Source organism: Psychrobacter glacincola (assembly GCF_904846215.1).
Taxonomy (GTDB): domain Bacteria; phylum Pseudomonadota; class Gammaproteobacteria; order Pseudomonadales; family Moraxellaceae; genus Psychrobacter; species Psychrobacter glacincola.
Genome location: NZ_CAJGZK010000013.1, coordinates 38,616 through 52,158, shown reverse-complemented (window position 1 = coordinate 52,158; position 13,543 = coordinate 38,616). Strand labels below are relative to the sequence as shown.

At 39.1% G+C, this 13,543-nt stretch carries 8 protein-coding genes and 2 tRNA genes; 8 read left to right on the top strand and 2 right to left on the bottom strand.

The features are described from left to right. The first annotated feature begins 113 nt into the window (after positions 1 to 113). The 7 genes from gltX (at position 114) to JMW90_RS08785 (ending at position 8,272) form a co-directional block, all read left to right on the top strand. Entirely contained in the window at positions 114 to 1,643 is a 1,530-nt protein-coding gene (gene gltX / locus JMW90_RS08815) for a glutamate--tRNA ligase (RefSeq protein WP_201563298.1), read from the top strand. Between the two features lie 119 nt (positions 1,644 to 1,762). Further along, positions 1,763 to 2,128, top strand: coding sequence for a hypothetical protein (locus JMW90_RS08810; RefSeq protein ID WP_201563296.1), 366 nt, complete (start codon positions 1,763 to 1,765; stop codon positions 2,126 to 2,128). Between the two features lie 132 nt (positions 2,129 to 2,260). Then, positions 2,261 to 2,336 (top strand) — tRNA-Ala (locus tag JMW90_RS08805). 157 nt (positions 2,337 to 2,493) lie between these two features. Then, a tRNA-Glu gene (locus JMW90_RS08800) sits at positions 2,494 to 2,569 on the top strand. Positions 2,570 to 2,802: 233 nt separating this feature from the next. Further along, positions 2,803 to 3,456: a LysE family translocator gene (locus tag JMW90_RS08795; protein ID WP_201563294.1), complete on the top strand. Its 654-nt coding sequence runs from the start codon at positions 2,803 to 2,805 to the stop codon at positions 3,454 to 3,456. A gap of 587 nt (positions 3,457 to 4,043) precedes the next feature. After that, the gene (locus JMW90_RS08790; RefSeq protein WP_201563292.1) at positions 4,044 to 6,578 is read left to right on the top strand and encodes an ATP-binding protein; all 2,535 of its coding nucleotides are present in this window, start codon (positions 4,044 to 4,046) and stop codon (positions 6,576 to 6,578) included. A 5-nt stretch (positions 6,579 to 6,583) separates the two neighbouring features. Further along, complete coding sequence (locus JMW90_RS08785) at positions 6,584 to 8,272, top strand: hypothetical protein (RefSeq protein WP_201563290.1); 1,689 nt, start codon at positions 6,584 to 6,586, stop codon at positions 8,270 to 8,272. 242 nt (positions 8,273 to 8,514) lie between these two features. On the opposite strand, the gene acnA is transcribed toward JMW90_RS08785, so the two are convergent. Together acnA and JMW90_RS08775 are read right to left on the bottom strand one after the other, a co-directional pair. Next, positions 8,515 to 11,355 carry an aconitate hydratase AcnA gene (acnA, locus tag JMW90_RS08780; RefSeq protein WP_201563288.1) on the bottom strand — a complete coding sequence of 947 codons (2,841 nt, stop codon included), beginning with the start codon at positions 11,353 to 11,355 and terminating at the stop codon, positions 8,515 to 8,517. A 303-nt stretch (positions 11,356 to 11,658) separates the two neighbouring features. After that, positions 11,659 to 12,684, bottom strand: coding sequence for a DUF3025 domain-containing protein (locus JMW90_RS08775; RefSeq protein WP_201563286.1), 1,026 nt, complete (start codon positions 12,682 to 12,684; stop codon positions 11,659 to 11,661). A 114-nt stretch (positions 12,685 to 12,798) separates the two neighbouring features. Between JMW90_RS08775 and JMW90_RS08770 the strand changes: the two genes are divergently transcribed. Then, positions 12,799 to 13,515 (top strand): metal-dependent hydrolase, encoded by a 717-nt coding sequence (locus JMW90_RS08770; RefSeq protein ID WP_201563284.1) that lies wholly within the window; start codon positions 12,799 to 12,801, stop codon positions 13,513 to 13,515. Positions 13,516 to 13,543 lie beyond the last annotated feature (28 nt).

Below are 13,543 nucleotides of genomic sequence, written 5' to 3'. Positions count from 1 at the left end.
GCTATATTTTACGCTATTTTTTAATGTTGACTGCCATTCTTTCGTCCATATTTTCACTTTTCACTACTACTTTTCACTGCCACATTCATGAACAATAACATTCTGAGATTTTTATGATGCAACCATCGACTTCTGCTAACAGCACGCGCCCTGTCCGTACGCGTATCGCCCCTTCGCCTACTGGCTTCCCGCACGTTGGCACCGCTTATATTGCCCTATTTAATTTAGCCTTTGCCAAAGCCCATGGCGGCGAATTTATTTTACGTATTGAAGATACGGACCAAACGCGCTCAACGGAACAATCTGAAAAAATGATTTTGGATGCGCTGCGTTGGGTTGGTCTTGATTGGGCGGAAGGTCCAGACATCGGTGGACCGCACGCGCCTTACCGTCAGAGCGAGCGTAGTGATATCTATAAAAAACACGCCGAGCAGCTGATAGAAAACGACCATGCGTTTCGTTGTTTCTGTACCAGCGAAGAGCTAGATGCCATGCGCGCCGAGCAAATGGCCAATGGCGAAACGCCGCGCTATGACGGTCGCTGCGCACACTTAGCCGTAGAGAAAACCAAACAACTGGTCGCTGAAGGTAAGCCACACGTCATCCGTATGCGCGTGCCAACCGAAGGCGTCTGTCAGATACAAGATATGCTGCGCGGTACGGTTGAGATTCCTTGGACGCAAGTGGATATGCAAGTACTGCTAAAAACTGACGGTATGCCAACGTATCATTTAGCCAACGTCGTCGACGATCACTTGATGGACATCAGCCATGTGTTGCGCGGTGAAGAATGGCTTAACTCTGCGCCGAAACATCAGCTGCTTTATGAGTATTTTGGTTGGGAGATGCCAGTACTGTGCCACATGCCATTACTGCGTAACCCAGACAAATCAAAACTCTCTAAGCGTAAAAACCCAACCTCTATCACCTACTATCGTGATGCCGGCGTGCTACCGGAAGCATTGCTAAATTACCTTGGGCGTATGGGCTACTCAATGCCTAATGATGCTGAGAAATTCACCTTGGATGAGATGATTGCCAGCTTTGATATTCAGCGCGTGTCGCTTGGCGGTCCGATATTCGATATCGAAAAGCTTAACTGGCTTAATGCCGAATGGCTACGGGCGCTTACTCCTGAAGAGTTAAAGAATAAAATCTTAGACTGGGCAAGTAACAGCGATAAATTAACGGCTATTGCCGCAGCGATTCAGCCGCGTATCGAATTATTGTCCGATGCGGTCAATTGGAGTGGTTTTTATTTTCAAAACCTACCGGATATCAATGCTGAGAGCTTTACCCATAAATCACTGACGGCTGAGCAAATCATAGAGATGCTTCAGCTATCACTCTGGCAGTTAGAGACCTTACCAACGTGGTCGGAAGAAAATATCTACGCCACGCTAAAAGGTCTTGCGGCGCATCTTGATATTAAGATGCGCGACTTTATGGCGCCTTTCTTTGTCGCTATTGCCGGTAGCACTTCATCGACGCCAGTCATGAACTCTATGGCAATTATCGGTGCTGATATGACACTGACACGCTTGCGTCATGCGATTGATGTACTCGGTGGTTTGGGCAAAAAGAAGCTGAAAAAATTAGAGAAACAAGCGGCAGAATTGCCAGACTTTTTGACAGTAGAATAATCCTTTAGTTAATATTTAATAAAAAGGAGGGGTCAGAAAATTACTGACGCCTCTTTTGTTCCTATCAGTTACTCACTGAAAATATCATTTTTTACTGAACATCTTAATTGGAAATAAATATGGCCGCCAAAACCGTCACCATAGAAAGCAAAGATTATGTCTTTAACACACTCAAAGAAGCACAGAAATACTATGATGCGATTGTAAAAGAGCTTTATGATGCCAAGCTTACCCTCACCACAGGTCAAGATTTTGAAGATTTAAAGTGGATATATACCACTTACTGTAATCATACCAATCATAATTTAGAACGATTAAAAGAATCTGACATTATTGGCTTTAAAGGTATCAGTACAGTACAACAAAAAGGTGGGCAATATATCCCCACAGAATGTTGTGCTATTATTTTCTCTGATGGTAAGGAAGAAGCGTTCTTTACCGATAAAGCCATTAAAGAGATTGCTCTCACGCAAAATCCTCGTTGATTTGGAAATATCAAGCAGGAACTCATCAAGAAAAACAGCGTTAAACAGTTTTTTAGCAATTTTATGCATTATTTTTAAAATAGCAGTTGACAAGACTGCTACTGTTACCTAAAATATGCACACTCTTAGCGAGGGGCTATAGCTCAGTTGGTAGAGCACTTGCATGGCATGCAAGGGGTCAACGGTTCGACTCCGTTTAGCTCCACCATACTATTTACGACAAAGCTCAGTTTACTGAAACTTTAACATAAATACTCGCTAGTAGGACGATATCAGCACCTAGGCACAGTTTGCTCTATTATTCATAGATAAGCTCTCTGATATTGTGAAGTACCGTTGTAGCCACTGGTTATAACACTCTATGCGTCCCCATCGTCTAGAGGCCTAGGACACTGCCCTTTCACGGCGGTAACGGGGGTTCGAATCCCCCTGGGGACGCCACTATACGGCGTCACTTGTTAGCGCTTTTGCTCAGCACCTTTAGGCATCAGGTTAGACTAATAAGCGAACAATAAAAAGCCCAGTCATCATATGGTGACTGGGCTTTTTATTATTTGTCGTTTCTGTAAAGTGCTAGCAAAGCTATATATACCATTAGAAATATTGATAGAATGCAAGGTAAAGGTGCTCTATAAAATAAAGAGCTTAACTGCTATCACAAGGAAGTATTGGCTATGTTTGGTATTGAGAACTATCTTGGATTTATACTTGCTGCCATTTTGTTAAACGTAACCCCTGGTACCGATAGTATGTATATCATCACTCGTAGTATGTCGCAAGGACAAACTGCTGGGTTCTATTCGGTACTAGGGATTACCTCGGGGATTTTAGTTCATACTTTATTGGCTGCGTTTGGGTTGTCCGTATTATTGGCCAGTTCCCCACTTGCATTTACGCTAGTGAAATATATTGGTGCGAGCTACTTATGCTATCTAGGCTTTAAAATGCTGACTAGTAAACAGACGCCTTTACTTGCTAGTAATGCACATGATGAGAAAAAAATGGCAACTGCTCAATCTTTAGATAGATGGCAGATCTATAAGCAAGGGGTTATCACCAATACCTTTAACCCAAAAGTTGCCTTATTTTTCCTCGCATTCTTCCCGCAATTTATTAACCCCAGTTATACCAATAGTATGCTGTCGTTTTTGATACTTGGTCTGACCTTTGCGACAACCGGTTTTATATGGTGCTCGTGTTTGGCATTATTAGCGTCAAAATTCAGTGAAAACCTGCGCAAAAATCCCACGATAGAAGTGATTTTAAATAGAATAAGTGGGGTTATATTTATTGGAATGGGGATCAAGCTGCTGACTGAGAAAGGTTGAATAAGGAACCTAACATTGCAATGTGATATCAAAAAAAATGTTTTTAAGCTAGTAATAACGAGCGTCTAGCAGCGTAAAAGATACTATAGTCGATTCAATTTAAAAAGAATACAGTGCTTCTAGGATAGATTTTTCGAAGCCTTTGGAGTGCGAAGCGCACAGCAAGCGAGGAAAGTTTATACTAGCAGAACGCTATTTTTAACGTACCTCTTTCATATTGAACTGACTATATGTAATCTAGACTGTACTACCTTATTAGAAATAAATTTACCCTGATGTGTACTGTAAACATATTCTTTTACGAATCAATTAACTCTGGCTTGAAGCACGTTCTATCTACTGTAGAGCAAAGATGGGCTAGACTTTTAAAGTTTTCACAGGAAATTATTAAAAGACTTAATCTGCCATGTTATAGCTGAAATTGTATATTGATTAAATCAGGCTAGTAATAACATATTTTTTTAAAATTGTAGATATACAATACTAATAGCAAAATTTTGTTGATTATGGATAGGCAATTTGCCTTTCTATGATATATTAGGTTCAATTTTTAAGTAAATCTAACTATAGATGGTAAGTGTCTAATAATGGAAAATTTATCAAAAGAAGTAATTGTTTATAAGCTTCAGGCTCAACAGAATAAGCCTACTTTGGGTTATTTAAGAGCTGTAGCCGCTAAAGATGGTGACTCTTATATTGAGTTAGATGCTCTAAACTTTTGTCCTTCAAAGAAAATTTTTGTCACGAGAGATTATGAAGAAATAGACAATAAATTCAAAGAATTTGAACTGTTTAAAGTAACTGTCATAGAGTCAATGTATGACTCTGAAGACACTAGGCCTGAAAGAAACTGTAAGTATGTTACAAAGGCTTCAGAAGCTTCTACTTTAAAACCTAGAGAAATGGTTGAAATTATTGTCAATACATTGCCTAACCCTAATGAAATGACAATTGGAATTTCAAAGGTTCCTAGCACCTCATACATATATATAAATGATGATGGCACCTGTTATGGACCGTTCAAATGGGATCAAAATGAGGGCGATGAAAATAATATTACGTTAAGAAAGATCGACTCACCTATGCCCGGTAGACAGCTAGCAGGTGGTAATATTTATTCGGCAAAATTTGAAGATTTAAACAAACATGTATTACATTGCTCTCTAGAGGAGGGTGAAAGATTCTATTTTGAAAACTTAACTGATTTACACAATGATACTCATTTATTGACTACTGACTACTCTTCAGATGAAGATATAGTAAACAATTTTATCAAAATTGCTAAAGATATTGGCTTTAATGATAAAAAAGTTGATTTAGCTTCTATAGAAGCTAAAATAAAAAAATTTCCGAGATACAATCATAAAAGCTTTACTGAAAAGCTCAACAAGCTAAAAGATATTTCTGATACTCATTTACTATTTGAATCTGAGGTTATAGATGGTTTTAGCAAATTCTTACGCACTGAATTAGGTGAGAAAGTTACTAAAAAATATATTGATAAAAATGAAGATAATTACTTATCTAATATCAGAGATAATTATAGAGGACAGCTCGAAGATGAATTTAGAAAAAACAATGGCGAACTTGAAAACCTTCAAGAGAAGATTGAGTTTAATAAGCAGGAATTAATTGATCTAGGAAAGGAAATTGAAAAAGCCAATCACATTAAGGTCAACTCTGATGTAATTGATAATCTGAAGGTAAATGAAGATTTAGATCAAAAAGTTACACAAAAAAAAGAGCAGTTAATTGAGCTAAATGAACAGGTTAAGCCTCTACTAGAAAAGTATAAAAAACTTAGTTCTTTAAATGAATTGGAAAAAAAAATTGAAGAAGCAACTAATGAATATAAGATAGAAGTAAAAAGACAAGGTGAGATTGAGAAAGAAACATCATCACTCAAGGCTTTATTCAATGAGCATGAAGATAAGCTACGTAATAGACTACTTGAACTCAAACCATTCGTAGAAGCTATTAATGGAAATATAGGTCTATCAAATAAAGAAATTTCAAAAAATGTTAGTCAACATGTAACATCTATTGATATGTCAAATAGTACTGCACAAGATATTTTGAAATATATTGATCATAGTATGAGGAAAGAAGATAGAAATTTTTCGATCCTTGACATTATTAATATAACAGTAACTCTACAACAATCTTTTATTTGTTTTCTAGCAGGATTACCTGGTGGTGGTAAGACTACCTTAGCTAGACTCGTCGCTAAAATTTATGGCATTCAACAGCAAAGATTCCTTGAGATTCCCGTTGCAAGAAGCTGGACAGGACAAAAAGACCTGATCGGTTTTTTTAATCCAATTTCTAATAAGTTTCAATCTAGTAGTACAGGGCTATATGAGTTCTTATATGCATTAAGCGAAGAAGATAAGTTGATAGATTTACCAGTTCCTATTTCCCTAGTTCTACTCGACGAAGCAAACCTAAGTCCATTAGAGCATTATTGGTCTTCATTTATGGGTCTAACCGACCCTAAAGAAAGTAAAAAACTAACTTTGGGTGATAATCAAATTCAAATTCCAGAGAATTTAAGATTTATTGCTACTATTAATTATGATAGTACCACTGAGTACTTGTCTCCTCGTTTAATTGATAGATCACCAATTATAGTGCTAGAACCAAATTCAATTACAACAAGTATAGGTAAAGACATTGACGAAGAGCATCCACTAGAGATGCCGATTCCTTATGAAATCATGGAGAAATGCTTTGGTAAAACTAAGAACAGGCCTGAATTCATTGAAAATGAATATAGAATTTATGGAAAGGTTAAGAAAGTACTCGAAGAAAGGAATGGTGAATTAGGTAAACCAATAATTATCAGTAGCCGAAAAGAAATAGCTATTAAGCAGTACTGTAATAGAGCAAGACCTCTAATGCGTGAATTCTCTATAGATGATAAATTATCAGCACTCGATTATGCAGTTTTACAGATGATTCTACCTTTGCTGAGAGGACATGGTAAAAACTTTAGTAAAAGATTAAGCCGCTTGAGAGAAGTTTTATCTGAAGAAGAGTTAGATCGTTCTGTTGATTATTTAGATACTATTATAAGTAATGGAAATGCTGACTTACACACTTATGACTTCTTTTGTTGGTAAATTTAATGATTGATATAAGAGTTCATTTAAGCGGTGAAGAAGTCTTGGTTACACCAGTTATCAATGTATCTGATATGGACACAGTTGAGTTTGAGGTTATTGGACCAAATAGTGAGTACTTTTCTTCAAAAAAAGTTAAGATATTTTTAGAGGACTATGAAGTTCCATGTATAGCACTAGAAAATGGATTAATCTTTAAATCAGAAACCAATCATCTATTTCGTGAAAGCTTTGGGTATAGTAATGTAAGAATATTTATTGACGACGAAATACTTAGTGAACTATTATTTAATGTATCAACTGATGAGAAAAAATTTAAAAACATAAAAAGCATGATGTCATATTTGTTAGAAAATAATGAAAGAATATTGGATTTATGCTTTTCTAGAACAAAATACAAGTCTAAAAATGATGGTGATTTCGAAGCTAGTTTTGATACAATTATTAGTTTAGCTGAAAATATAGTTAGTGTTTTTGAAAAAAGAAGTTCCTACTTACATAAAGAATTGAGAAATAGACTAGATTTAATAAAAGAAAATGCTAACGAAAAAAATTTTTATAATATCAATCCATATGATGTGATTAATAATCTAGATCAACTCTATCAAAGTTATTCTCCGAACTCTCTCACATTGTTCGGTAAAATTTATTCATTAGATAATATACAAAGAGAAAATTATATTGACAGCTATAATTTAGAAGAGAATAAAATTCTACTTGGTGGGCTAGTATCAATTAAAGAAAATCTATTAATTATATCAGATGCTATTGATAAAAAAATATATCGACCAACATATGATAAAGAATACGAAACAATCAAACCATTTTATAAGTTAAACAATTTTAATATTGATGATTTATATGTACAGCTAACAACTTCTGGAATGCAAAAAAGAATCGATTCTGTACTTAATCATACTGATGGATTGTTATATTTCCTTCAAAGAAAGTTAAAAATTAATTTTGAAGGTTTTATTCCTCCTAAGCTAACACCATTCGCAAGGAAGTCTAGTTTCTATTTGACAGTCTATAGTTATTTAGAAGACTGGTACTCATTAGGTAACCCTAACATTGGAATTGATCATGACTTGGCTAAAATTAGGTCGACATCTAAAATATATGAATTATTTACAATGTATAAGCTGATTGACGTTTTACACAATGATGGATGGAAAATTACTAGTTCGGTAGAACATTCTTTTTTTAAACGTTTTATCCCATCTCAAATTAATTTTCGTAAAGAAGATTCTTTGTTAAATCTTTATTACGAGAAAAAAATTCTCGGATTCAACGAGAATACTCAACATAATGACTTAGTAGCTTTAAACAAGAACAATCCAAAAAGTAAATACAACTACTACAATCCTGACTTCGTTCTAGTAAAACAAGAGCAAGATGATGTAAGTTATTATATATTTGACTCTAAATACAGCAGTTCAAACACATTAAGAAATTATAAAGTGTTAGATAGCTTATACGAAAAGTATTTTAGTAATATGGCTACCTATGACCAATTCAACAATATATTGGAAAAGCACTCTATTAAATGTGTTAATGCCATACATCCCTTTGGGGACAATTCACTAACAAAGTGGTCAAATCAATTGCCACAAATAACTCCTGATATATCTTCCATATTATTATCACAAGATGTAAATAATCTTAGTAAGATTCTGAGCTTAATAAATAAGTAATTTATAATTTTTTCCGACACTTTTCAATCTTTATTTAGTATTGCATCTAAACGTATTTTAGATATGACCCTCGCTATATCCGTTATGATTGAGAAGGTTGCCAGAACTCAACTGAAGGTAATATCTCTTCAACAGAAACGCCAGATATAAGCGGATGACAATAGTCACTCCTTTTATCTTAAAATATGAAAAAACCCAATCTTTGCGATTGGGCTCTTTGCCATACTAAGTCTAATCAATTATTACGCAGCGTCTTTGCTCTCAGCTGCCAGTTGACGTAGCACATAATGCAATACACCGCCGTGACGCACGTATTCGCGCTCTTTTGGCGTCTGTAACATGACATTGACGTCAAAGCTCTCAGTTGAGCCATCGGCACGTGTGGCAGTGACTTTTGCTGTTTTGCTTTCGCCATTATCTAGACCAGTGATACTAAGCACTTCTGAACCGTTTAGATTATAAGTCCCTGCATTCTCACCGTCTTTAAAGGTTAATGGCAACACACCCATACCGACTAGGTTTGAACGGTGAATTCGCTCAAACGAGCTGGTCAATACCGCTTTTACCCCAAGTAGAATAGTACCCTTCGCTGCCCAATCACGACTAGAGCCCGAACCGTACTCTGCACCACCAAGAACGACGAGCGGACGCTTTTCTTCTTTATACTTCATAGCCGCATCATAGATGGACATCTCTTCACCGTCTTGTAGCGTGGCGCTATCGCCGTTGAAGTAATAGGTATAGCCGCCCTCTTTGCCAGCCATCATGGCGTTTTTGATACGGATATTGGCAAAAGTACCGCGAGTCATGACTGCATCATTACCACGGCGCGAGCCATAACTGTTGAAGTCAGCTTCCATTACACCGCGCCCTTGCAAGTACTTACCCGCAGGAGAGTCAGCATCAATATTACCAGCTGGTGAGATATGGTCAGTGGTGATTGAATCACCGAATAGACCTAAGATACGCGCGCCTTGGATATCAGGGATACCTTCTGGCTCCATGGTCATGCCATCAAAGAACGGTGGGTTCTTAATATAAGTAGACGCTTCGCTCCATGGATATAACTGACTATCGGCTGAGCTAATGGCGTTCCATGCTGCACTACCTTTAAATACTTCACCGTAGTTTTTGCGGAACATGTCAGCGTCAATATTATTGGCAATCAGCTCGTTAATTTCTTCTGACGTCGGCCAAATGTCTTTGAGATAAACATCATTACCCTCTTGGTCTTGTCCTAGCGGATGCGTGGTCAAGTCAATATCAACGGTACCTGCCAGCGCATAGGCAACCACCAATGGTGGCGACGCCAAGTAGCTGGCTTTGACATGCGAGTGAATACGACCTTCAAAGTTACGGTTACCTGAGAGTACGGCGGCAGCGACCAAGTCGTTTTCTTCAATACCCTTTTCAATACTCTCAAGCAGCGGTCCTGAGTTACCGATACAAGTGGTACAACCGTAACCCACTAAGTAAAAGCCCGTTTTTTCCAGCTCATCCATCAGTTTGGTTTTTTCAAGATAATCGGTCACGACTTTTGAACCTGGTGCTAATGACGTTTTAACCCAAGGCTTAGCTTTTAGACCTTTTGCCGCAGCTTTTTTGGCAACTAACCCTGCACCAATCATAACGGCTGGGTTTGAGGTATTGGTACAAGACGTAATAGCGGCGATAACGACGGAACCATCACGCAGCTTATGGTCTTTTTCCTCGATACTGACGGTAGAGAACACGCCATTTGCAGGCTGATATCCATCATTTTGATTGTGATCGATTTTTGGCTGTGCGGCTAAGGTCTCGGCTTGCTCTTGCTCACCGCCTTCTTGGTCAAAGCGCACTTTACCTTCGACTTCCGATTTGCGATCTTTATTCATTTTTTCTAACGTTTCGCCAAATTTTTCGTGCATGTCAGATAGATTAATACGCTGCTGTGGCAAATTCGGACCGGCAAGGGCTGGCTGTACTGATGATAAATCCAATTCCAACTTGCTTGAATAAGTCGCCGCCGGCGTGTCTGCATCATGCCACAAGCCTTGCACCTTGGCATACTTTTCAACCAGCTCAATTTGCGCCTCAGTACGACCTGATAGACGTAGATAATCAATCGCCATTTGGTCAATCGGGAAAATACCACAAGTTGCACCATATTCCGGTGCCATATTGGCAATGGTGGCACGATCTGCAAGCGGCATGCTGTGTAGACCTTCGCCGTAAAACTCGACGAACTTACCAACCACACCATGCGCACGGAGCATCTCAACCACGCGTAAGACCAAATCCGTTGCAGTAACACCTTCCATTAACTTACCCGTCAGCTCAAAACCAACCACTTGTGGAATCAGCATCGAGGATGGTTGCCCAAGCATTGCAGCTTCCGCTTCAATACCGCCCACGCCCCAACCAAGCACACCAATACCATTAATCATAGTGGTATGACTGTCCGTACCAAATACCGTATCAGGATAAGCGGTCAGCTCAACCCCATCGCCATTATCGACTTCAGCAGCCATTACGACGCGTGCTAAATACTCTAGGTTCACCTGATGCACAATACCCGTGGCTGGTGGTACCACAACGAAGTTTTTAAAGGCGTTACGACCCCAATGCAAGAACTCATAACGTTCATTATTGCGCTTAAACTCAATCTTCTCGTTAAGATCTATCGCATCTTCGCGGCCATAGGCATCAACCTGTACAGAGTGATCAACGACCAATTCACTTGGAATAAAGGGGTTAATTTGCTCCGCTCTACCGCCAAGCTCAACCACCGCATCGCGCATCGCGGCCAAATCGACCACCGACGGCACACCAGTGAAATCTTGCAAGACGACACGGGCTGGCATAAAGGCGATTTCTTTTGACGCTTCGGCGCCTGCATCCCAGTTGGCAACCGCTTCAATATGATTCTTGCCGACCGACTGACCGTCATCTTCATTACGCAATAAATTCTCTAAAACGACTTTCATGCAAAACGGCAGCTTGCTAATGTTTTCGTAAGTTTCGGTTAATTTTGGCAAGCTGTAATAGGCATGTTCCTTGCCATCGACCGAAATGGTGTCTTTTACATCAAAAATATCACTCATGGTAGCTTCCTTATCTATGTTGTGAACTATTATGAAATCCGTATTGATAACAGGTGGCTAAATGCGTTAATGCAGTAAATTTTTTGTCATAGTAAATTTGTATTTTCTTAAAAAACAGCTAATAGAAATATTTGATTAAATGAGTAGCGCCAAGGATATAAGGCGTAGATAACAAGCACTGTTAACAATAACTTGCTATAACCATAACAAATTAGCATAGATTTGTTAACGCCAACTGGTTAGAGAATCGTGGCAGAATAGTAACTGTGACAATAGCTTAAGCATTTAAATCAGTAAATTCATTTATATTTTCTTACGGCGACCACTTCGAAACACTTGGCTGTCCTCATAAAAGCTAGGAGTGGCATTTTCAGCCCAAAAGTATGGCACACCCAAAATAGGTAATGGAGACAATTTGCGCGCTGTCACATCCGATTGAGATAATAAGGTATCCATATAATCAGCTACTTTCTGATCTAAATAACAGATACGCTCAGCTAGCGTTAAGGCAAAAAATTCTTGGGTCACATAGATAACGATACTATGGGCGCATAACGCTTTGCGCGGTTGTAGTAGCTTCTCAAGCAGCGCATGACCAAAAACATAAACCGCAGCTTGAGCGTTTCCATCAAGTTGTTTTGGACTTTCCCACTGCGCACGCGGCTCTACCAAACTTGCCTGCCAATCAAAGTCAATCAATGCTTCACCAATACGAGGCTCAGACGTCACTAACACTGCACCGTTTTCATCAAATACCGTGATGGTATCGCGGACACGCCCGCGACTGCTCCCAATACCCTGCCGATCAATCTCAAGCATATGATAGTAGTTGAGCAGCGCTTTGGTTTTGGGAAAAGTCAGCCAAATACTGCCGTTAAATAAGTCATGCAAGTTATCACGCGTTGGAATATTGCCAGTCGTGGCGATAAAGCTTTCGTACGCCTCGCCTTCTGGCAATGCATCTTGCGAGACAAACCTCAAGGTTTGGGGGTGGTTATTCAGCGCAGGTTTGGTTTGCGGCAGCGACTGTTGCAAGCTGTCAACCTGTTGCTGCAATCCTACATTTAAAACCTTGGCGATGATATTGGGCGTATTTTTGTTGTTATCTGGCTGAGCACAATCATCTCTTAAGACACTGAGGTGTGTGATGCCTTTACTAATATAGCTTAACTGGTTTAAATGACATAGCCATGGCGCTTGCCAGTCAATGGCTGCAAAGCTGTCATCAAGTTTACTATCAAATACAGACGGCTTATTAAAATCAGTATCAAAAGGTGCATCACAAGAGGCATGGAAATCGGTTTTAACAGGTAAATAAGTGGCGGTCATATTTATTATCTCTATTAGACGACTGGCTTGTCTATGGTATCATGGAGCGCTTTTTTACGGCTAGACGAGCGGCTCGAAATACCGTTTTCGCGCGCTATTTATTGATGAGTTTTTATGGCAAATTTTAATACCCACTTAAATGTCGCATTCATGGTCAGTGGTACGCTGAGTTTGACGGTTTATAAAGCCGGATTGATTGATGATTCTGGGTTTTTGATGTGCGTGGCGCTCGGTACCATCGGGGGATTATTGCCCGATTTGGATTCTGATAACTCAACACCGATTAAACTTGGCTTTAATATTACCTCGTTTATCTTTGCGTTTGGTTTGGTCATGCATTGGCGTAGCGAGCTGAGTTTACTGGCACTGATAGCGTTATGGCTGGCGGGCTACGGCTTTATGCGTTATGTAGTGTTCTCTATTTTTACCAATATGACCGTGCATCGCGGCGTGATTCACTCTGTGCCATATATGGCCATACTGGGGCTTGGGCTAACTTATTTAAGCTATAGTATTTTAAACTTACCGTTAACGGCTAGCTGGTTCTACGGCTTGTTTTTATTCGGTGGGGCGATGGTGCATTTGGCATTAGACGAGCTATATAGCGTCAATTTGATGGGCATGAAAATGAAGCGCTCATCAGGCACGGCGATGAAGTTTTATCAGCATAAAGATAAATGGTGGTATCTGCTGCTCTATGCAGTACTTGCGCTACTGGTATTTTTTGCGCCACCGTTTGATGCGTTTTGGCAGCAGCTGCGTGACCCAATGCCTTGGGCTCAGCTTAAAGTCGGTCTTTTACCAGAAATGATAGAAAACATGTACCGTTAAAACTTATAGAAATGCTAAATTCAAGACG

Coding starts and splice junctions, on each gene's coding strand:
- acnA (WP_201563288.1), bottom strand. CDS start 11,355: ATGAGTGATATTTTTGATGTAAAAGACACCATTTCGGTCGATGGCAAG.
- JMW90_RS08770 (WP_201563284.1), top strand. CDS start 12,799: ATGGCAAATTTTAATACCCACTTAAATGTCGCATTCATGGTCAGTGGT.
- JMW90_RS08775 (WP_201563286.1), bottom strand. CDS start 12,684: ATGACCGCCACTTATTTACCTGTTAAAACCGATTTCCATGCCTCTTGT.
- gltX (WP_201563298.1), top strand. CDS start 114: ATGATGCAACCATCGACTTCTGCTAACAGCACGCGCCCTGTCCGTACG.
- JMW90_RS08795 (WP_201563294.1), top strand. CDS start 2,803: ATGTTTGGTATTGAGAACTATCTTGGATTTATACTTGCTGCCATTTTG.
- JMW90_RS08810 (WP_201563296.1), top strand. CDS start 1,763: ATGGCCGCCAAAACCGTCACCATAGAAAGCAAAGATTATGTCTTTAAC.
- JMW90_RS08785 (WP_201563290.1), top strand. CDS start 6,584: ATGATTGATATAAGAGTTCATTTAAGCGGTGAAGAAGTCTTGGTTACA.
- JMW90_RS08790 (WP_201563292.1), top strand. CDS start 4,044: ATGGAAAATTTATCAAAAGAAGTAATTGTTTATAAGCTTCAGGCTCAA.